Raw genomic sequence first — 20916 nt, forward strand, 5'->3', positions numbered from 1 at the left:
CTTTTCATCTTGACGTTTCTGAAAAAATCTAAGATAATAGCCACGTTCTCCGGTAAGGGCCGCAGCCCTTGATTCTCAAGGGTTTTCTACTTCAGTTGCAATAAATCTTGCATTTTACTTCGCGTACGTCCGCCTGTGGTTCCTTCCTTCTTTTCCACGGCGTGACTGACATAAATCCTTCCATTATTACTCACCAAAAGAGCCTTTCGGGTCACTCCCGAAAGGCTTTTTTGGTACTCTCTCAATCTGGTTATGCCAAATAAAACAGGATTGGCCATAGCCACAAGGCCAGTTCTGTGTTACTCTATGGCTGTCGGCGGCGAGAGCCGCCCATCGCACCGGGACAGAGCCTCTGTCCCAATACAAGGAGGATATTTCATGAAGCGCGTTGTTTCCATTCAAGATATTTCCTGTCTGGGCAAATGTTCCCTGACAGTGGCCCTTCCCATCATCTCCGCCATGGGCGTGGAGACCTGCGTGGTTCCCACGGCGGTCCTCTCCACCCACACCGGCGGATTCTCCGGCTTTACCTTCCATGATCTGACCCAGGAGGTGGCGCCCATCGCCGACCACTGGGCAAAGGAGGGCATCTCCTTTGACGCCATCTACACCGGGTATCTGGGCTCCTTTGAGCAGATCCATCTGGTCAGCCAATTCTTTGACCGGTTCGGTGGCCAGGACACCCTAATCTACGTGGACCCCGCCATGGCGGACAACGGCGTACTTTACACTGGTTTTACGCCGGAGTTTGCCAAGGAAATGGGCAAGCTGTGTGGCAAAGCCGATGTTATTGTCCCCAACCTCACTGAGGCCTCCTTTATGCTGGGGGTTGACTACGTGGGGGAGGACTACGATGAAGCCTATATCCGGGATCTGCTGAAACAGCTCACCGGCCTGGGCTGCAAAACCGCCGTGCTCACCGGCGTCAGCTTTGCCCCCGGCCAGATCGGCGCCATGGCCTATGACGCCGCCACAGACACGTATGCCAGCTATTTCAATGAAAAGCTCCCTGTGAGCTTCCACGGCACCGGCGATGTGTTCGCCTCCGCCTGTGTGGGCGCCCTGATGAATGGGAAAGACCTCGCCGGCGCCTTGAAGATCGCCGTGGACTATACTCTGGAGTGCATCCGGGAGACCCAAAACGACCCTGACGCCCGTTGGTACGGTGTCAACTTTGAATCCGCCATTCCCATGCTGGTTCACAGCCTGGGACGCTGATCCTTCTCCTTTCCCGCCCATCTCTGGGGCCGGCCTGCAGGCCGGCCCCAGAATTTTTTTGAAAACCTAACATTTTTTGAAAGAAATTCCGCCTCAGCTCGTGTACGTTAAGCAGAGAGGCCTTTTTGCCAGAGAGAAAGGGGGGAGGCTTTTGAACAGCGCCGAGGCCAGCTGGCTCCACACCCTCTATATCACCTATGCCGAAACCTTATACCGAATCGCCTGTTACCGGCTCCAGGACGCCAACCGGGCCCAGGACCTCCTCCACAGCGTTTTCCTGGCCGCGGCCCAAAAGGTCCCCGCCCTGCAAGCCCACGAAAATCCCCTGGGCTGGCTGCTGCGCGCCCTGAACTATGAGCTGAGCCACGAGTTTGCCCGGCAGGCCAAGCAGACCGCCCAGGAACAGCCCCTCCATCCCTCCCCCGCCGGTCTGGCACCGACGCCGCCCCCGTCCCTGGGGCTGGCCGAGGTGCTGCCGGTCCAGCTCTCCCCCCGGGACCGGGAAATTCTGCTCCTGTTCTACGAGGAAGGGCTGTCCTACCAGGAGATCGCCCAGCGTCTGGGGGTGCCGGTTTCCACCTGCGGCACCTGGCTCTCCCGGGCCAGAAAGCACTGCCGCGCCTATCTGTCCCATTCCCCCGGTTTTCCCGATTGAGAGGTGTTTCGATGTCTCATACTACTTCCTCCGCCCGCCGCGCCGCGGCGCAGCGCCTGCTCCTGGAGACGACCTTATTCCAGGAGGAAACCTCCCTGCCCCGCCTCCAGGCGCTTCTGACGACCCTGGAGGACCAGCCGCCCCCCGCTTTTTCCGCCGAGGCATCTTGGCGGCAGCTGCAGGCCACCCATCCAGATTGCTTCCCCCTTCGCCGCGCCCGCGCCTGGAGGCGATGGGCCCTGGCGGGAAGCGCCGCGGCCCTGGCCGCCCTGGTCCTCCTTCTCCCCGCCCAGACAAAGGAGAGCACCGCCCCGGCCCCCGCCCTTTCCCAGGACGCCGTCTCCCAGGTTATCCCCACGTCTGCCGGTTTGGCGGCGCTGTATGACCTGGCCTACCTGGAGAATCTGGCGCCCCCCTCTGCCTGCCCGGACGTGGAGAACCTTCCCTTTTTCCTCCCCGGAGACACCGCCCCGGGCCATCTTCCCTTTGACCCAGAGGACAAAACCCAATCTATCTTTCTTCTGGAGGACGCTCCCCTTTCCCCGGCCCCCTTCTCCCAGGATTCTGTTCAAAACATCCCGTCAGAGCCCGCCTCACCGGAAACGCCGTGAGCGATTCCCTGCCCACTCCTTTCAAAAAAGCAAAGAGGACGCGCCCGCCGGGGCGCGTCCTCTCTCCTTCCTCTTTATAGCGTTTCTCCCTCTGAAAGTACAAACTTCTCAATGGCCAGGGCCACGCCGTCGGCCTCACAGGAGGCCGTGACAAAGTCCGCCCCCGCCTTCACCGCTTCCGTGGCGTTTCCCATGGCCACACCGATGCCGGCGGCCTGGAGCAGGGGAAGATCACTGCCGCCATCCCCCATGGCCAGCACCTCCTCAGGGGCAATGTCCAGCCGGTCCAGGAGATACCGCAGGGCCTCTCCCTTGTCAATCTCCCCGGCAATCACCTCCAGGTCATTGGGAAAGGGATCGGCAAAGCCGATGCCCGGCAGGTCCGCGAGGCACTGCCGCAGGGCCTGCTTGGTCTGGGGACTGTCGGTGAGGAAGAAAAGCTCCTCCACCGGGCGGGCATCCGCCGCCAGGAATTCCTCCACCGTTCCCGGCAGGACCTGCCGGGTATCCAGGTGGTACTGCAGCATGGCCGTCCCCGCGTACCGGGCCCGGAGGGTCTCATAGTCCGGCCGGGAGAGATAGCCCACCCCCGCCCGGAACACCTGCCGGATCATGGGAATGTGGGCGCACCGGGCCAGCACCTGCAAGCAGAGGGCAGGGGCCAGATGCTTTTCCAGCAGCACCCGCTGCTCCACCAGGTCCCGAATGGTGGCCCCGTTGGAGGTGACCGCGTACCGCAGCCCCGGCAGGGACAGCACCGCCGGCGGCAGACCCTGGGCCGGGCGGCCTGTCACAGGCACCATCAGAACCCCCTGCTGCCTGGCCCGCTCCAGCGCCGCCTGGGTCCGGGGGGTGATCTGCTTGGCCCCGTTGAGCAGCGTCCCGTCCAGGTCCAGCGCCAGCAGCCGAATTTTCTTTCCCATGGCCACCGCCTCCTGTCTTGTTTGATACCGGTATTGTACCACGGCCCGGCGCGAATGGCCAGAGGGCAGGCCCCTTCTTTCCAAAATATCCGGCCAGCCCCCGCCCCCCTTGCATGCCCGGGAGAAAACCAGTATAATAGGAGTCCCATTCTTTTCAAATCCACAAAGGAGGCCCACGCCATGGCCACACGTCCCTATCCCATTCTCACCGTCAATGAAAAGGCCGCCCGGGCCATCCGGGCCGGGCATCCCTGGGTCTACGGGGTGGAGACCACCGGTCCCGACCGGCCCTGTGAAAACGGAGACCTGGTGGATGTGGTCTCCCAGAAAGGCCGCTGGCTGGGCACGGGGCTGCTCAACGATCACTCGAAGATTCGGGTCCGTCTGCTCTCCCGAAACACCAACGACCGGTTTGATGAGGCCTTTTGGCGGCGGCGGCTCCAATACGCCCTGGACTACCGGAAGACCGTCATGGGGGACGACTTTTCCTGCGCCCGGCTGATCTTCGGGGAGGCCGACCAGTTCCCCGGGCTCACCGTGGACCTTTTCGGGGACATTCTGGTCACGGAGGTTCTCTCCCTGGGGATGGAGGTCCGAAAGTCTCTGCTCTATTCCCTTCTGGTGGAACTGCTGGCCGGTTACGGCGTGGCGGTGCGGGCCATCTATGAGCGCAACGAGGCCCCCCTGCGGGACAAGGAGGGGCTGCCCCGGGAGAAGGGGTTCTATCCCCTCCCCGGCCTGGCCACCGACCTGGACGGCCACATCACCTTGGTGGAAAACGGAATCTCCTACGATGTGGACTACATCAACGGCCAAAAGACCGGGTTTTTTCTGGACCAGAAATACAACCGCCGGGCCGCCGCGGCCCTGGCTCCAGGCCGGCGGATTCTGGACTGCTGCACCCACACAGGGGCTTTCGCCCTCAACTGCGCCAAGGCAGGCGCCGCCCACGTCACCGCTGTGGACATCTCCCAGGACGCCGTGGCCCTCACCCGGCGCAACGTGGCCCGCAACGGCCTGGAGGACCGCGTTGACGTGGTGAAGGCCGACGTTTTTTCCCTGCTCACAGAGCTGGCCCGGGAGAAGAAACACCCCTACGACTACATCATCTTAGACCCCCCCGCCTTTACCAAAAGCGGGGCCACGGTGAAAAATGCCTACCGGGGGTATAAGGAGATCAACCTCAAAGCCATGAAGCTCCTCCCCCGGGGCGGCTACCTGGCCACCTGCTCCTGCTCCCATTTCATGACCCCCGACCTCTTCCGCCGGATGCTCTGGGAGGCCGCCGCTGACGCCGCCGTCTCCCTCCGGCAAATCGCGGACCGGCGGCAAGCCCCGGACCACCCCATTCTATGGGGCGTGCCCGAGACCGAGTATCTCAAATTTTATCTCTTCCAGGTCATTTGATCTCCCGACCCGCTCCCCTTTTCCGGGGCGCGGGTTTTTTCTTGACAACGCCAGTCTAATCTGTTAGACTAACGTTGTCTAAAACATTCGACTGGAGGTATGTCCCATGAAATCTCCCCCTTCCCTCTCCCTGGCCGACCACCGTCTTTTGGACTTGGTCTGGTCCTCTGAGCCCATCTCCTCCCCCCAGCTGTGCAAGCTGGCCCAGGCACAGCTGGGCTGGAAGCGCACCACCACCTACACCGTCATCAAGCGCCTGTGCGACAAGGGCTGCCTGAAGAACGAGGCCGCCGTGGTCACCTCCCTGGTGGACCGGGCCACTGTGCAGCAGGCGGACGGGCAGGAGGTCCTGCAGCGCTCCTTCCACGGCTCTCTGCCCAGTTTCCTGGCCGCCTTTCTCCGGGCCGGCAGTGTCAGCGACCAGGAGGCCGCTGAAATTGAGCAAATGCTGGAGGAATACCGGCAGTCCCATTGACACCCTTTCCCACTCCCCCAGAAAGGAGGCCCTTTTATGGACACGTTCCTTTCCACCCTTCTGACCATGTCCGTCACCGCCGCCCTGGTGGCCGGCATTGTGATGCTCCTGCGCCTGGTCCTGAGGCCGCTCCCCCGGTGGATCACCTGTGCCCTGTGGGGGGTGGTGTTTCTTCGGATGATCTGTCCTGTGGGGCTGTCTCTGCCGGTGAGCCTGGTGCCCCAGGCCATCACCAGCGGGGCCTATGTCCAGCACCTCCTCCCCGCCGAGCCCGGGCCGGCCCAGGAAACGGTCCCCGTCCAAGACACGCCCGCCCCGGCCGAGCACACCCTTTCCGCCGGAGACGGGACCCCACCGGCCCCAGCCGCGCCAGCGGATATTCCACGGCCCGCCTTGCTCACCGGGGTGTGGGCCGCGGGGGCAGGGGCCGCCCTGCTTTGGGCCGCAGTCTCCTACGCCAGACTCCGCTGGCAGGTGGCGGAGGCCGTGCCGGTGGAGAAAGGGGTCTATGAGAGCGACCGCGTCTCCACCCCCTTCGTCTGCGGCTTGCTCCGCCCTCGGATCTATCTCCCCGCCTCCCTCCCAGCGGAAGACCGTCACTATGTCCTGCTCCATGAGCGGGCCCATCTGCACCGGCGGGACCACTGGACCAAGCCCCTGGCCTATCTGGCCCTGTGCCTGCACTGGTTCAACCCCCTTCTGTGGCTGGCCTACCGCCTGTTCTGCCGGGACGTGGAGGCCGCCTGCGACCAGGCGGTGATCCGTCCGCTGGGGCGAGAGGACACCGCCCGGTACGCCGCCACCCTTCTGCACCTGGGGTGCCGGTCCGGCTTCCCCGCCGCTGTTCCCCTGGCCTTTGGCACGGAGGACACCAAGGGACGCATCCGGGCTGTGCTCTCCTACCGCAGGCCCGCTCTCTGGCTCATTCTGGCCACTGCGGCGGCCTGCCTTGCGGCCGGTCTTTTCCTGTTGGGGGACACCAACGGCCGACTGGAGGGCAGGCCCGTTGACGAGGGGATGGTTTTCTCCTATGGGGAGACTCTCCCCCTCCCAGAGCCCTTGCTGGAGGAGCTGCTGGCTCTCTGCAACCGATATGACGGAGATCTGGAGCCCATGTCTTCCCTCTCCTTTGAAACGGACACCAGAATCCTTCTCTCGGGCAAGAAAGACCACTGGGAAATTTTTCGCGGGGACCACCCTCTCCTGGTCCATACGACTTCCTCCGGCGGAAAAGACCGGGAATCCCAACCGTACCGTATGACCGGTCAGCTGGAGCAGGCCTATCTGGCCTGGGAAGCTTCCCTGGAAGAATATCTCTGGGTCACCCGCCCGGACACCCTCTATACCCGCCGGGGCTGCTCCCTCCAGACAAAGCAGGCGGCGGAACAAGTGCTGGAGGAATTGAACCTCCGCGCCTTCACAGGCCCCTATACGGTTGAGGTTTTCCAGGGCGAGTCCCCCGATCCCACGATTCTGACCGTCTATCTGGACACCCCGCCCGTCCTGGCCACCGACGCGGCCCGCCTGATCCCCTATCTGGACCTGGCCTCTTCCGCCCTGTTCGCTCTGGACGATACGCTCTTCTACATCGACTGGACCTTCGGGGCCCAGGGCTCCCTCCACGGGACTGGGAGCTATATGACCTATCCCGATGGCCTCTCCGGCCAGGACACGCCCCCGCAAACCCAGGAGGCCTTCCGGGAGACCTACCGGCAGATGAAGCAGGCCGGCAGCGCCGCTCAGATCACCCTCTTCGGCCGCTACCGAGACACCGAACAGGTGCTCTACTGCGCGCCCGGGTATGACGGCCCCTTCCCCCTCGAGGCGGGCCGCTCCCATGGCATCTTCAGCGAACTGTGGAGTGATGTTTTTGCCCTCACCTCCTTCTCCGACAGCCAGGGCGTGCACTATGATACTCCCTACTACCGTTGGCAGCCCCAGGCGGCCAACGACCAACTCACCCGCTATGGCGTGGACCCCGCGCAGCACCAGGGAGAAGCCCGTTGGTGCATTGTGGAAAATGTCTTTACCCAGGACACCGGCTACCGCCTTTATGAGTGGGACGGGAACGTCTTCCTGGGCTATACCACCCCGGGGCAGCCGGCGGGCCCCCTGTCCTTCCTGGTCCAGTTGGAGAGCACGCCCCACTGACCCATCCCCTGAAAGGAGGTCCCCATGGACCAAATTCTGCAAACCCTTCTCACCATGACCACCACCGCCTCTGTGGCCGCCCTGTGCGTGATGGGACTCCGTCTGCTTCTGAAACGGGCGCCCCGGTGGATCACCTGTCTGCTGTGGATGGTGGTCTTTGTCCGCATGGTCTGTCCTGTGAGCTTCTCCCTTCCCGTGAGCCTGGTCCCCGCCCCCATCGCCCAGGGCACCTACGTGCAGCAGGCTGGGCAGGCGCTGGAGGCCTCCTCCCGCGCCCAGGCGCCTGCCCCGGCGGACACCGGCGGCCCGGCAGACCAAGGGGCCTCCGCCGGGCCGGACCGGACCGATGTGGTGGTCGGACTCTGGGGGGCCGGCACCTTGGGCATGCTCCTTTGGGGGGGCGTTTCCTACCTCCGTCTGCGCCGGCGGACCGGGGAAGCCATCCGGCTAGAGGGCAACCTCTATGAGACCGATCAGATTGCCGCCCCCTTTGTCTGCGGTGTTTTCTCCCCTAAAATCTATCTCCCCGTGGGGCTGGACCCCCAGGACCGGCCCTACGTCCTTCTCCACGAGCAGGCCCACCTGCGGCGGCGGGATCACCTGACCAAGCCCCTGGCCTGGCTGGCGCTGTGCCTGCACTGGTGCAACCCCCTTCTCTGGCTGGCCTACCGCCTGTTCTGCCGGGATTTGGAGACCGCCTGCGACCAGGCCGTCATCCGGCGCTTTGGCGCCAAGGACACCGCCCAATACGCCGCCGCCCTGCTGCACCTGGGACACAGCGGCAAGCTGCCCCAGGCGGTGCCCCTGGCCTTTGGGGAGGAGGACCCCAAGGGACGCATCCGGCACGTACTGGACTATAAACGGCCCCCGGTCTGGGTGGCAGGGATCGCGCTGCTGGTGTGTGCGGCCACCATCGTCCTGATTCTGGCCAACCCCGGGGTACCGGAGGACCAGATGGAAGGGGTCGCCATCACAGAGACCTACCTCCAGCTGCGCGGCACCCCGGTGCGACTTCCTGAGGAACTCCAGACATCCTTGGTCTCCCTTCTTCGGGACTACGACCAAGAGGACTACACTCCCCTGGCGCAGTTCTCCCTGCCGAACGGCGCCCTCCTCCTCACCAACGCCAACCGGGGGACCCAGTTTTGTCTCTTTCTTGGGGAGACCGGGGCCCCTGTTCTGGTCCGCCTCAACCACGACGGCTATTCTGCCTCGCAAAAGAAGGCGGTCCTCCCGGAATCCCTCCTCCAGGACCCCCGGTGGCGCGCTTTTCAGACCTCCCTGTCCTCCTATCTGAGAGAGGGATGGGCGGAAGACCTCTATGCCCTGAAAACCCCCTATCTGGGCAGCCCCTCGGCCTGCCTGGCCATTCTGGAGGAACTGCACCTCTCCCAGGCAGTGGGCCCCTACCAGATCGCCCTGCAGACGGAACGCGCTCCCTATGGGATCACCCTCCAGTTCCAGGAAGCCTGTCCCCAAGGCGCCCTCTCCTCTGCCACGGAATACCTTCGCTTCTGCGGCACCGTCTTCCAAGCCCTGGTGGGCAATGGGGATCGCTTTTCGTGGGAGCTGCCCCTGGAAGGGTCGGACACCCCTGCCCGGGGCACCGTGGAAAAAACACCATGGGACACCACCTCTCTCACCGCCTTTCTGCCCGCTTGGCAGCAGGCCCTGGAGGAGTGGCTCCAGGAAAGCCCGCTGTTCCAAACCACACGGCCGGAGTGAGGGCCTGCCCCGTCGTCCCCTGCCCATAGAAAAAGCCGCACAGCCAACTTTGGCTGTGCGGCTTGCGTTTTCATCTCATTCGTTCTCACCGGAACTGTCCTGTCTTCGGCAGCACCGACTGGCTTTTCTGCTCCTTGCGCTCGTAAGAGGCGGGGGTCCGGCGGTAGAAAATCTGGTTATCCTCAATGTAGGCCTCCAAATAGCCCAGCCCCCGCAGATAGTTGATATAGGACAGGCTGGAGGTGGCAAAGTAGGACAGATTTCTCAGGTCCCCGGCATCAATGTGATAGGTCCGGCAGATGTCCGCAGCCATCTTGGCCGGGGTGGTGGGGCCATCCACCAGGTCCAGCAGGTCCACCATCCGCTCGGCAAAGAACCGGGCCTCCATATCCACCAGAGGGAGAATCTCATCATAGATGCCGTAATGGGCCACGATGAATTTGTCCGCCGGCTCGGTCCGCATTTTCCGCATGGAGTCCAGATAGTCCCGCACGCAGAAGGCAAAGGGGAATTTGGAGTGGTGGAGGGTGCGGCCGGTCATCATGGCGTCCCCCAGGTACAGGACATTGTCCGGTGTACGGGTACAGATGTGGTCCACCGTGTGGCCGGGGGTGTGGATGATGTCGAAGGTGGCCCCGCAGAAGGTGATCCGATCCTCTGTGGGCAGAATGATCCGGTCGGCCAGGCAGGGGGTCCCGTGCAGCGGCGGCGACTCCACCACGTCCTCCGGGGACATGAGGTAGTTGGTGATATTCAGGCCCAGGTAGGACATCTGGTGCCCCGCCTCCCCCAGGGACATGGCCAGTTGGGTGCCGTAGGTCTGTTTGAGATAGGCCACATTGCCCATGTGATCAATGTGGGCGTGGCTGCAAATCACACCCACGGGCGTGAGCCCCGCTTCCCGAAGGCTTCCCTCCAGGTCTTCCCGCTGATCGTTCAGACCGGTGTCCAAGAGAATACAATGGCTGTCGTCCAGCTTGTAAAAGGGGATGAGCTCCCAGCTTTTCAGCACCCAGGTATTCCCCTTGACTTGTTCTAATTCCATAGCGATTCCCTCCTTATCCTACAACTTCACGTTCCTCCCGCCGTATCTCTTCCCCTATCGAAACCGTCCTGTGGGGGGCAGGGTGAGCCTCTCCCGCCGCCGGTTTACCCGGCGGTAGCGAAGCTGATCCTCTGCCATCACCAATTCCAGGTCCCCCCGGTCGGTCAGGTAATGGAGGTACGTTTGACTGGCCTGTTCAAAATAGGCCAGATGGCGGGGATTTTTGGTCCGAACCTGGTAGGTCCGGCAGATGGCCTCGGTCAATTCCTTGGGGGTGGTGCTCTCCCCCACCAAGGTCAGCAGGTCCTCCATCCGCTGGGTCAAAAACCGAAGCTCCAGGTCAATAAAGGGCAAAATTTCCCGGTAAACACCCCGATGGGCCACAATGAACCGGTCCGCGCTCTCCTGGCGCAGCTTTGCCAGGGATTCCAGATAGACCTTCATGGAGAAGGCATAGGGAAACTTGGCCCGGTGGAGGACCCGGCCGGTCATCATGGCATCCCCCACATAGAGCACATTGTCCGGGGTCCGCACGCAGATGTGATCCACCGTGTGCCCCGGCGTCCGCACCAGGCCGAAGGTCACCCCGCACAGGGTGACCTCCCGCTCCTGGGGCAGAATGATCCGGTCAGGCAGACAGGGGGCACTCTCCAGCTCTGGGTACTGCCCAAAGGCCCCCAGGGACAGATTGTAGTACTGCAGCTGCAGACCCAGGGGGGAAAAGAGCTGTCCCGCCTCCCCTAGGGTCAGAGCCAGGACGGCCCCCCGGGTTTTTTGAAAATATCCATAGGACCCCATGTGGTCGATGTGGGCATGGCTGCCCAGAATGGCCACCGGCGTCAGCCCCGCCTGGTCCAGGGCGGCCTCCAGTTCCGCCCGCTGGTCCACGGTGCCCGTGTCCAGCAGGATGCACCGGGTGTCGTCCACCTGGTAGAGGGGGATGAGCTCCCAGCTTTTCAGCACCCAGGTGTTGCCCTTGACACGTTCCAGTTCCATTCGGCTTCCCTCTTTCTTCTCTCCCTTCCCCGCCGCCGGGGCGGCGCCTCGGTGGGGACGGGGTTATCCCGGGATGCGTCGGGCCCGGGTAATCCACAAGCTGCCCAGGACCCAGTCCCCCCGATAGAGCACCGCCAGCTGGCCCGGCGTGGGCGCTCGGGCGGGGGTGAGAAGCTCCAGCCGCCCTCCCGTCCCCTCTGGATAGAATCGGGCAGGGGTCTCGGTTTTAGAGTGGCGCAGACGCACCGTCAGTTCTTCCCCTTCGGTCAGAGGGGCCAACGGGTTAAAGTCCTCCCCCCAGACCGTGTCCGCCATAAGGTCCGTGCCGTCGGAGAGGACCACCTCCTGGGTCTCCGGGCGGATCTCCGAGACAAACAGCCGGTGGGCCGCCGGGATACCCAGCCCCCGGCGCTGACCGATGGTATAGCGATGGATACCCCGGTGCCGGCCCAGCACCCGGCCGGTCCGGTCCACAAAATGGCCCGGCGGCGGCACCGCGCCTCGGGCCTCCAGCCAGGCGGCGTAGTCGCCGTCCGGAATGAAACAGATTTCCATGCTGTCCGGTTTCTCCGCCACCGGCAGTCCAAAGTCCCGGGCCAGCTGCCGAACCTGGGTCTTTTCATACCCGCCGATGGGAAACACCAGGCGGGACAGCCAGTGTTGGGGCAGCCGGGCCAGCATATAGGCCTGGTCATTGGTGTGGGCGCCCCGGCAGAGCAGCGGCTCCCCCGCCGGTCCGGCGGCAATCCGCGCATAGTGCCCGGTGGCCACCCAGTCCGCCCCCACCTCCTCCGCCCGCCGGAACAGGGCGGGAAACTTCACCGTAGGGTTGCAGCGGGCGCAGGGCAGCGGGGTGCGCCCGGCCAGGTAATCCCGCTGAAAAGGGCCCATCACCGACGCCTCCAGCTCCCGGCGGATATCTCCGGCGGAAAAAGGGATGCCGAAGGTCTCCGCCACTTGCTGGGCGTCCTCCCGGCCGCCCAGGCCGATGTCCAGCCAATGCCCGTAGACCGTGTAGCCCTGCTCCTGGAGCAGGCGGGCGGCCACGGCGGAGTCCACCCCGCCGGAGAGCCCCAGCACCACCGTCTTACCGCCCATGGCGGGCCTCCTTGGGCGCCACCGCCGGGGCGCCGTTTTGTTCGATGAGGGTCAGGTCCCCCCGGTCCACCAAGTATTCCAAATAGGGGCGAATATACCGCTCCAGGTGCAGCCCCCGGGCCGGGTGCCCCACCGGCAGGTCCATGGCGGTCACCACGGCGGCGTAAAACCGGCTGTACGTCATGGGTTCGGTCACCAGCGCCCCGCAGGCCGCCAGCTGCCCCTGGATGTGGCGGATATTCATCTGGGCCAGTTCCGCCACCGAACCATAGCGGATGCCCTTATGGCAGAAGATATAGGCGTCGCAGGAGAGCCCCGCCACGATCTCCTTGCTCTTCAGGTCGTCGGCCATATCAAAGACAAAGGGCACCATGGCCCCTGCCAGCACGTCCTCCGTCATCAGGACATCCCCGGCAAAACACACGTTGTCCGGGGTGATGAAGCAGACATGGTCCGGGGCGTGCCCCGGGGTGCGCACCACCTGGAGGGGAACCCCACAGAACACCAGCTCCGTCTCCCCAAATGCGATGACCCGGTCCACCGGGCACACCAGGTTTTGCAGCCGGGGAATGGTGCGGATCATCCCCATGGTAAAATTAAACAGGTGATTTTTCAGGCTCTCCTCACTGCGGACGATGTCCGCCTCCAGCTGGGGCAGGCAGGTTTTGGCGCCATAGGTTTCACGAAAATAGCGGGTGGTCTCATGGTGGTCGTAGTGCATGTGGGTGCACAGAACCCCCACCGGGGTCAGGCCGGCCTGGGCCAGGGCCGCCTCAATCTCCCCCTGGAGCTTGGTGCTGCCGGGGTCCAGCAGCAGGCAGGTGCTCTCGTCGATCTGGTAGAGCCCCACCAGCTGGGGGCCCTCCAGCACCCAGGTGTTTCCTTTCACATGGATTCGTTTCATGGTGTTTCTCCTGGTCTGTTCTGTCGTTCCAGCGCAATCATCAAGGCGGCCACATCCGCCGGGGAGACGCCGGAGATCCGGGCCGCCTGGCCCAGGTTCCCAGGCCGGATGGCGTCCAGCTTCTGCCGGGCCTCCAGGCGCAGGCCGGCCAGCTGGTGGTAATCCAGGTCCGCCGGCAGGGTTTTCCCCTCCAGCCGGCGCATCTCCTCCACCTGTCGCTGCTGGCGGGCGATGTAGCCCTCGTATTTCAGGGAGATCTCCACCTGCTCCCGAACCGCCTGGGACAGGGCGGGGCGGTCTGGGTCCAGGGGAGCCAGATCCTCATAGGTCAGGCGGGGCCGGCGCACCAGGTCGGACAGGCGCAGGCTGTTTTTGGCCGGGGGCTCCCCCTTGGCGGCCAGCAGCTGGTTCAGCTCCGCCGTGGCCGCCACACCGGTGTGCTCCAGGCGGTGAACCTCCCGTTTCACCTGCTCATATTTCTCCTGCACCCTCTCGTACCGCTCCCGGCTCACCAGGCCGATGGCATACCCAATGGGGCACATCCGCTGGTCCGCGTTGTCCTGGCGGTGGAGGAGGCGGTACTCGGTCCGGGAGGTCATCATCCGGTAGGGCTCGTTGGTCCCCTTGGTCACCAGGTCGTCGATGAGCACCCCGATGTACCCCTGACTTCGGTCCAGGATGAGTGGGGGGCGGCCTAAAATCTTTAGGGCCGCATTGACCCCCGCCACAAAGCCCTGGACCGCCGCCTCCTCATACCCGGAGGAGCCGTTAAACTGCCCCGCGCCGTAAAGGCCGGACACCTTTTTGTGCTCCAGAGTGGGCAGCAGCTCCGTGGGGTCCACGCAGTCATACTCAATGGCGTAGGCCGCCCGGGTCATCTCCGCCCGCTCCAGACCGGGCAGGGTGTGGAGCATCTGGATCTGCACATCCTCCGGCAGGGAGGAGGAGAACCCCTGAATGTAAACTTCCTCCGTGTCCAGCCCCATGGGCTCCAGAAAGAGCTGGTGCCGGGGCTTGTCCGCAAAGCGCACCACCTTATCCTCAATGGAGGGGCAGTACCTGGGACCAATCCCCTCAATGACCCCGGAGAAGAGGGGGGACCGGTCCAGGTTGGCCCGGATGATGGCGTGGGTTTTCTCGTTGGTATAGGTGATGTGGCAGCACACCCGGTTGGGCGCGGGCTTCTCGGTCTCAAAGGAGAAGGGCATGGCATCCTCGTCCCCCACCTGACATTCCAACTGGGAAAAGTCGATGGACCGGGCGTTCACCCGGGGGGGCGTGCCCGTCTTAAACCGGCGGAGGGTGAGCCCCGCCTGGCGCAGGCTTTCTGTGAGCTGATTGGCGCCAAACATGCCGTCCGGGCCGCTCCATTTGGCCACAGAACCCAGGATGGTCTTTCCCCCCAGGTAGGTCCCTGAGCAGATCACCACCGCCTGGGCCCGATAAGCAGCCCCGGTGTCGGTCTGTACCCCGGTGACCCGCCCCTCCTCTGTGAGCAGCGCGGTCACCTCGCCCTGCTTCACCCACAGGTTCTCCTGGCTCTCCAGGGTATGCTTCATAATCTTCTGGTATTCCCGCCGGTCCGCCTGGGCCCGGAGGGAGTGGACCGCAGGGCCCTTGCCCCGGTTGAGCACCCGGTACTGGATGCAGGCCAGGTCGGCGGCCTTCCCCATCTCACCCCCCAGGGCGTCCAGCTCCCGGACCAGGTGGCCCTTGCCCGTGCCGCCGATGGCGGGGTTGCAGGGCATGTTGCCCACCGCGTCCAGGTTGATGGTAAAGCAGAGGGTCCGCAGCCCCAGCCGGGCACAGGCCAGGGCGGCCTCAATCCCGGCGTGGCCGGCCCCCACCACAGCCACGTGGTAGGTGCCGGCCTCATAGGTCATGGGTTTCTGGGATATACGTTCTTCCATCGTTGTCTCCTGTCACAGCAAAAGTTCCACCAAAAAAACCACCACGCAGCCCGACGCGGCCACCAGGAACAGGTTGCCGCTGAACCAGGCCACCAGCACCCCCGCCACCAGGGCCGCCAGCCCCGACCAGAGACTGTCGGTGGCGTGGAGGATGGCGGGAAAGGTCATGGCCGCCAAGGTCACATAGGGCACGTAGTAGAGGAAGGAGCGCAGGAAGGGATTTTTGATCTCCCGCCGGATCAGGGTCAGGGGGAGCACCCGGATGAGATAGGTCACCAGGGCCACCACGGCGATATAGAGATAGACATTATGCTCCATGGCCTTCCCCCTCCTTTTCCTCCTCCTTCACCGGGAACAGCAGCGCCGCCCCGGCGGCAATCACCACAGTGAGCAAAATGATCCGGGTACCCGAGGCCAAGGAGGCGAACAGGGGGATACACTCCAGGGCAAAGCTGGCGGCCATGGAGACCACCACCACCCCCAGAATCACCTTGCTCTTCCGAGAGGCGGGGATGATCACCGCCAGGAACATGCCGTACAGCCCCACGCTCAGGGCGCTGACCACGTTGGCCGGCAGGACGTTGCCCACCGAGGTCCCCAGAAAGGTCCCCAGGGCCCAGCCGGGCATGGCAACGGTCATCATGCCGAAATAGTAGAAGGGGTTCAGCTTCCCCTGCTCGGCAATGGCCATGCCGAAAATCTCGTCGTTGACGTTAAAGCCAATGACCAGCCGGTGCCAGAGCTTGGATGCGGCGGGCAGCTTCTGGCTCAGGGCGCAGGACATGAGGATGTACCGGGCATTGGTCACCGCCTCTAAAATGGCGATCTCCCAATAGCCCCCTTGGGCCGCCATCATGGTAAAGGCGGCGTACTGCCCTGCCGAGGCGTTGACCAGCAGGCTGGTCAGGGTCGCCTGAAAGGCACTCAGGCCGGCGTTCTTGGCGGTGATCCCCAAGGTGAAAGACACCGCCAAATACCCCAGGGAGATGGGAACCCCCACCCGCAGGCCCCGGGAAAATTGCTTGGTGTTCATGCTCTGTGTCTTCTTTCTCTCTGGTTTCTTCCGTCAGCCCAACACCACCAGGGGCACGTCGGGCCGGTTCAGCAGCCGAAAGCAGGGGAACTGATTCCCCAGCCCCCGGGAGACCACCATCTGTCCATAGGACAGGTCGTACAGTCCCGCAGTATACTGGGGAAAAAGCTCCCGCTTGGGGCCCACCAGCCCGTCGGTGCCGGGCAGGCGGATGAGGCCCCCGTGGGCGTGGCCGGCCAGGGTGAGGTCCACCCGGGCCTGGGTGTATTGTTCATAATGGTTGTTCCGGTGGCTGAGGAGAATCTCATAGACCGCCCCCTGCTCCTGCCGGACCTGGTCCGCCAGCTCCTGCACCGTCTTTTGGTCGGCGTAGCCGTTGCTGTCCTCCGCCCCCAGCAGGGCGATCCGGTCCCCGTTCCGTTCCAGCATGACATACTCGTTGGACAGGACCGTCACCCCGCACTGCTCCAGCAGCGGCTCCAGCTCCCGGACCACCCCGGCGGCCCACTCGTGGTTGCCGGTGACGTAATAGGTGGGGGCAATGGCCGCCAGACCCTTGGCCACGGCGGGGATCATGGACATCTGGTCGGGTTCGTGGAGGATGTCCCCCACCACAGCCACCAGGTCGGGCTCCAGGTCCCGGACATAGTCCAGCAGGACCCGGTTCCCCTCCCCAAACTCCTTGGCGTGGAGGTCGGAGACCACGGCGATGCGGTATCCATCAAACCCGTCCGGGGCACTGGAGACGGTGATGGTCTCGCTGGACAGCCCATTCTGCTGCCACCAGAACCATCCCACCAGCAGGCCCAGCACCAGCACCGTGGTCACCAGCCGGGTCAGGCATCCCCGGCGGCGGCGACGGCGGCGGGGGCGGGGATATCGTTCGTTCCAATCGGATTCTTTAATCATGGTCAATATAGAAGGGTTTCATCAAACTCTTCTGCTCAGTGGAGTCCTTCTGCCGGCTCTTGGGCGGCTCCACCCGGGGCGGGATGCGCCCTCTGCCCCGGCCGGAGCGGGCAGCCGGTCGGCCGAGCGCCCCAGTCCCCTTCTTCGCCGGGGCGGGCGCCCCCTTCTTGGGGGCCTTTCGGGTCTGGGCCGCCTGGGCGGCCTTGGGCGTCTTTTCCGGGGGCTGGGGTTTGGCCGGCTGGGCCTGGGCCTTGGGCTTTTTGTCCCCTTTTCCCCGCTTGCCGTGGGCCGCGCCGGGCTTATAGTATTGGTACACCGGTTTGGCCGCCAGGAGCCGGGCGGTGGCGTCCATGATGACCTCCCCCTCTAGGGGGTCCCGGTGGGAAAAGGACACCGCGCCCTCCTCCACAGGCTGGGCGGCCAGGAAGTCCTCCAGATTCCCCAGATTCTGCTTGCCGTGGGGGAAGGTCCGCCGGGCCTTCTCCCCCTTCTCCGGCGGCTGGGCCGGGGGCTGGGGGGCGGCTGCCTGGCCCTGTCCCTTGCCCCGGCGGCGTTTCCGGCCGGGGGCTGGGTCCGCCGGGGCATCCAGCGGCTGGGCAGCCTTTTCCGCAGCCTTCTCGGCGGCCTGCTTCCGCTGGGCCGCGTGCTTTTCCCGGGCGGCCTGGCGGGCCTCAGCGTCCTCGGGATTGACCACCCGGCCCTTGGCGTCCTTCACGGGGACCTCAAAGACCTCCATGGGATAGTCATGCGCCCGCCGGGGGATGGGCTTTTTCAGCAGCTTCTCAATGTCCTTGAGCATGGGCATCTCCCCATAGTCACAGAAGGAGATGGCGGTGCCCCCCCGGCCCGCCCGGCCCGTGCGGCCGATGCGGTGGATATAGGTCTCCGGCACCTCGGAGAGGTTGTAGTTGAACACATAGGAGAGCTCCTCAATGTCCAGGCCCCGGGCGGCGATGTCCGTGGCCACCAGGACCCGGAGCTTTCCCTCCTTAAACTTCCGCAGGCTCTCCTGCCGGGCGGTCTGGGACTTGTTGCCGTGGATGGCCGCCGCGGCCACCCCCCGCCGGGTCAGGTCCCGGGCCACTTTGTCCGCCCCGTGCTTGGTCCGGGTGAACACCAGGGCGCTTTTCACCTGCTCCTGCTCCAAAATCTCCAGCAGCAGGGCGGTTTTGTTCTTCCGATCCACCAGGCAGACCTCCTGGCGGATGACCTCCACCGGGGAGGACACCGGGGCGGCGGCCACCTTCACCGGGTCATGGAGGAGGGTGTCCACCAGGTCTAAAATCTCCGGGGGGAGGGTGGCGGAGAAGAACATGGTCTGTTTCTTCTGGGGTAGGAGGCGGATGACCTTCCGCACGTCATGGATAAAGCCCATGTCCAGCATCCGGTCGGCCTCGTCCAGGACGAAGATCTCCACCTTGGACAGGTCCAGCAGGCCCTGGCCGGCCAGGTCCAGCAGGCGGCCGGGGGTGGCGGTGAGAATGTCCACCCCCCGCTTGAGCTGGTCCACCTGGGGGGCCTGGCCCACCCCGCCGAAGATCACCGCCTCGGTGAGGGGCAGGTTCTTGCCGTAGGCGTGGAGGTTCTCGTCAATCTGAATGGCCAGCTCCCGGGTGGGGGTGAGAATCAGGGCCCGGATCGTTCTCCCCCGTCCCCCTTGGGCCAGCCGCTGCAAAATGGGCACGCCGAAAGCACAGGTCTTTCCCGTGCCGGTCTGGGCGCTGCCCAGCACATCCCGGCCCGCGATGCCGGCCGGGATGGCTTTTTCCTGGATCACGGTGGGTTCCGCGTATCCGTAGTCTGTCAACGCGGTTAAAATCGGTTCCGTGATCCCAAGGGATGCAAAACTTGTCATAAAATGAACTGCTTCCTTTCCTGCGCCCTCCCTCCGCCAGAGAGCGCCGTGGTTACTGTCAAAGCGGCAGACTGCCGCGCGGAGCTGCGCCGCCCGGCGGGCGGCGGAAACATCACCGCGCTGTGCCTCCCAACCACGGGGGCATACAGCGGGTTTGACCTTACGGCTCCTCCTCTAAGAAGTAGGTGGCCTCCATATCGGCCACCGAGAGGGCAAAGGCCAGGGGATACTTGGCAAAGGCCCGGCCCACCAGCCGGCTGTCCTCGGTGCCGGAGAAGCCCATGTGCCACCGGATGGCCATGGCCTCCTCCCGGGTCAGGCGGACAAAGCCGTTGATCACATAGACCGATTTCTCCCCGTGGCCGTAGGGGAGGGGGTCCTCATAGGTGAAGGTGGGCACCTGGGTCCACTTGCCGTCCTCTCCCTTCACATTCCGGGTGGAGGGTTTGTAACAGCCGATCTTGCACACGTCGTGGAGCAGGGCCACCAGGGCAATGGATTCCGGGCTGTACTCCAAGCCATAGAGGTCCGTGACCCGCTCCCGGGCCAGGTAATCGGTGAGACAGTGGTAAACATTCAGGCTGTGCTCGCACAGGCCGCCGGCATAGGCCCCGTGGTACCGGGCTGAGGCCGGGGATGTGAAAAAGTCGCTCTTGTTGGTCAGATAGTCCAGCAGGGCCTCCGCCCCGTCCCGGTGGACATGCTCCCGAAAAATCTCAATAAATTCCTCTTTTGCCGACATGGCTGTGCTCCTCCTCTGTCTTTCTGCGGCGGAGCGCCGCACCTGAATAGCTTATTGTAGCATAAAATCATGGGTTTTTCACGGGTTTTTCCGCGATCCCCGAAAAAAAGGCACCTGGCACAAAAGTGCCTGGGGTCTTGGGCGGGTTTCTTTCCGATTTGGCCGGGAAGCAAAACGCGGGAGCGCACTCTGAACGGAGGCGCTCCCACTGCGTTGACTTTCTTTGTCTGTTGCCTTACTCTATCCCCAGGACGTTTTCTGGCTTGTTTCCATTGCCTGGATTCTGGATCAGGCGTGGGACAAGTTCCAAAACAGAAAGAAGCGAGCCGTCTGTTGCAGCAGAACGGCTCACGGCTTTTGTGAAAGGTTTCTTCTTCACAACTTCATGTTAGTTCAAGTGTTGTGGCAACCGTCTGGGTTTCCACATTTTTATTATAGTCTCTAACGAGAGCATTGTCAACCATGTGGATATTGGGGCGGTACTCTTCTTTCATTCGTAAAGCAGCTTCTCTTTTCAAAACCCATCATCAAAAAATAGGGAGACCAGCACCATACCAGTCCCCCTACCCAATCAATTTCTATTTGTATTCTGTTGATTTGCGTTCAGTCTTTCAAATACCTGGTCGATATTTACAGAATATTTAAGACGCAAACCATTCGCATAAGCATCAAGATATTTCTGGCATTCCGCTACAATTTCTTTTTCATGCTTATTGATGATATTCTGATACAATATGTACGCAGCATCTTTTCCAACCCAAAATTTTTCCTGATACTCTCTTGTAATGGGAAACATCTTAATGTAGTGCAACCCGTGATGATTCCCAGGACGTGTCGATGGCCTTGGCGGCAAAGAAAAATACTGGTCTTTGGGTGTAGCCGCAGAAATATTAGAGCGGAGAGGGACTGCGAAGTGGCTCACTTGCCCTTTGTATTTTAGGGATAGCACCAACAAATGCGGACGCCGATTTTTCCGAAACAAGATTTCAGGATCGTCTCCACAAATATCAAAATATCGCTGGGATATTGTAATAAACTTCATCTTAAATCCCTATCTCTCGTCTTATACAAGAAAACCCTGCACCCGCTAAAATTAGGAGTGCAGGGTCTCATACGAATGAATGATATTCTAACCGTCATTCCCGGTTGCTGAGACACATACGAATGAATGATATTCTAACCGTCATCCCCGGTGCAAAGACTTCTTTGCATCCTTATTGTATGCTCAATCTCCTATTTTGTCAACAGGAAAATGATGC

The 20916-nt window shown here is 63.0% G+C and carries 19 protein-coding genes; 7 read left to right on the forward strand and 12 right to left on the reverse strand.

Going from position 1 to position 20916, the window contains the following annotated elements; translation table 11 throughout:
- The first annotated feature begins 378 nt into the window (after positions 1 to 378).
- The 3 genes from DV520_RS08900 (at position 379) to DV520_RS08910 (ending at position 2484) form a co-directional block, all read left to right on the forward strand.
- The gene (locus tag DV520_RS08900; RefSeq protein ID WP_021919522.1) at positions 379 to 1218 is read left to right on the forward strand and encodes a pyridoxamine kinase; all 840 of its coding nucleotides are present in this window, start codon (positions 379 to 381) and stop codon (positions 1216 to 1218) included.
- A gap of 151 nt (positions 1219 to 1369) precedes the next feature.
- On the forward strand, positions 1370 to 1873 hold the full coding sequence (locus tag DV520_RS08905) for an RNA polymerase sigma factor (protein ID WP_021919523.1): 504 nt from the start codon (positions 1370 to 1372) through the stop codon (positions 1871 to 1873).
- Positions 1874 to 1884: 11 nt separating this feature from the next.
- Positions 1885 to 2484, forward strand: a complete 600-nt coding sequence (locus DV520_RS08910) for a hypothetical protein (RefSeq protein WP_021919524.1) — start codon at positions 1885 to 1887, stop codon at positions 2482 to 2484.
- Positions 2485 to 2558: 74 nt separating this feature from the next.
- On the opposite strand, the gene DV520_RS08915 is transcribed toward DV520_RS08910, so the two are convergent.
- Positions 2559 to 3407 (reverse strand): Cof-type HAD-IIB family hydrolase, encoded by an 849-nt coding sequence (locus DV520_RS08915; RefSeq protein WP_021919525.1) that lies wholly within the window; start codon positions 3405 to 3407, stop codon positions 2559 to 2561.
- A gap of 180 nt (positions 3408 to 3587) precedes the next feature.
- On the opposite strand from DV520_RS08915, the gene DV520_RS08920 reads away from it, so the two are divergent.
- The 4 genes from DV520_RS08920 to DV520_RS08935 all read left to right on the forward strand — a co-directional run bounded on the left by DV520_RS08920 (position 3588) and on the right by DV520_RS08935 (position 9165).
- Positions 3588 to 4814, forward strand: a complete 1227-nt coding sequence (locus DV520_RS08920; RefSeq protein WP_117142489.1) for a class I SAM-dependent rRNA methyltransferase — start codon at positions 3588 to 3590, stop codon at positions 4812 to 4814.
- A gap of 106 nt (positions 4815 to 4920) precedes the next feature.
- Positions 4921 to 5289 (forward strand): BlaI/MecI/CopY family transcriptional regulator, encoded by a 369-nt coding sequence (locus tag DV520_RS08925; RefSeq protein ID WP_021919527.1) that lies wholly within the window; start codon positions 4921 to 4923, stop codon positions 5287 to 5289.
- A gap of 36 nt (positions 5290 to 5325) precedes the next feature.
- A complete protein-coding gene (locus tag DV520_RS08930; RefSeq protein ID WP_117142490.1) occupies positions 5326 to 7440 on the forward strand; it encodes a M56 family metallopeptidase in 2115 nt (704 codons plus the stop codon).
- Positions 7441 to 7464: 24 nt separating this feature from the next.
- Positions 7465 to 9165, forward strand: coding sequence for a M56 family metallopeptidase (locus tag DV520_RS08935; RefSeq protein WP_117142491.1), 1701 nt, complete (start codon positions 7465 to 7467; stop codon positions 9163 to 9165).
- Positions 9166 to 9250: 85 nt separating this feature from the next.
- Here the strand turns inward: DV520_RS08935 and DV520_RS08940 are convergent, their stop codons facing one another.
- From DV520_RS08940 to DV520_RS12165, 11 genes are all read right to left on the reverse strand, one after another.
- Complete coding sequence (locus DV520_RS08940) at positions 9251 to 10210, reverse strand: MBL fold metallo-hydrolase (RefSeq protein WP_117142492.1); 960 nt, start codon at positions 10208 to 10210, stop codon at positions 9251 to 9253.
- 54 nt (positions 10211 to 10264) lie between these two features.
- A complete protein-coding gene (locus DV520_RS08945; protein ID WP_117142493.1) occupies positions 10265 to 11206 on the reverse strand; it encodes an MBL fold metallo-hydrolase in 942 nt (313 codons plus the stop codon).
- Between the two features lie 63 nt (positions 11207 to 11269).
- The gene (mnmA, locus tag DV520_RS08950) at positions 11270 to 12304 is read right to left on the reverse strand and encodes a tRNA 2-thiouridine(34) synthase MnmA (protein ID WP_117142494.1); all 1035 of its coding nucleotides are present in this window, start codon (positions 12302 to 12304) and stop codon (positions 11270 to 11272) included.
- The gene (locus DV520_RS08955; protein ID WP_117142495.1) at positions 12294 to 13208 is read right to left on the reverse strand and encodes an MBL fold metallo-hydrolase; all 915 of its coding nucleotides are present in this window, start codon (positions 13206 to 13208) and stop codon (positions 12294 to 12296) included. Before DV520_RS08955 ends, mnmA begins: the two co-directional genes overlap by 11 nt.
- The gene (gene mnmG, locus DV520_RS08960; protein ID WP_117142520.1) at positions 13205 to 15091 is read right to left on the reverse strand and encodes a tRNA uridine-5-carboxymethylaminomethyl(34) synthesis enzyme MnmG; all 1887 of its coding nucleotides are present in this window, start codon (positions 15089 to 15091) and stop codon (positions 13205 to 13207) included. The genes DV520_RS08955 and mnmG overlap by 4 nt, the downstream gene beginning before the upstream one ends.
- 39 nt (positions 15092 to 15130) lie before the next feature.
- Positions 15131 to 15436, reverse strand: coding sequence for an AzlD domain-containing protein (locus DV520_RS08965; RefSeq protein WP_117142496.1), 306 nt, complete (start codon positions 15434 to 15436; stop codon positions 15131 to 15133).
- On the reverse strand, positions 15426 to 16151 hold the full coding sequence (locus DV520_RS08970) for an AzlC family ABC transporter permease (RefSeq protein WP_117142497.1): 726 nt from the start codon (positions 16149 to 16151) through the stop codon (positions 15426 to 15428). The genes DV520_RS08965 and DV520_RS08970 overlap by 11 nt, the downstream gene beginning before the upstream one ends.
- Before the next feature lie 33 nt (positions 16152 to 16184).
- The gene (locus tag DV520_RS08975; RefSeq protein WP_117142498.1) at positions 16185 to 17060 is read right to left on the reverse strand and encodes a metallophosphoesterase; all 876 of its coding nucleotides are present in this window, start codon (positions 17058 to 17060) and stop codon (positions 16185 to 16187) included.
- A complete protein-coding gene (locus DV520_RS08980) occupies positions 17053 to 18915 on the reverse strand; it encodes a DEAD/DEAH box helicase (RefSeq protein WP_117142499.1) in 1863 nt (620 codons plus the stop codon). The genes DV520_RS08975 and DV520_RS08980 overlap by 8 nt, the downstream gene beginning before the upstream one ends.
- Positions 18916 to 19075: 160 nt before the next feature.
- Complete coding sequence (locus tag DV520_RS08985) at positions 19076 to 19657, reverse strand: hydrolase (RefSeq protein ID WP_117142500.1); 582 nt, start codon at positions 19655 to 19657, stop codon at positions 19076 to 19078.
- 571 nt (positions 19658 to 20228) lie between these two features.
- Positions 20229 to 20699, reverse strand: coding sequence for a hypothetical protein (locus tag DV520_RS12165; protein WP_133308848.1), 471 nt, complete (start codon positions 20697 to 20699; stop codon positions 20229 to 20231).
- Positions 20700 to 20916: the final 217 nt, after the last annotated feature.

It is taken from the genome of Evtepia gabavorous, from assembly GCF_003425665.1.
In the GTDB taxonomy this organism is placed as follows: domain Bacteria; phylum Bacillota; class Clostridia; order Oscillospirales; family Oscillospiraceae; genus Evtepia; species Evtepia gabavorous.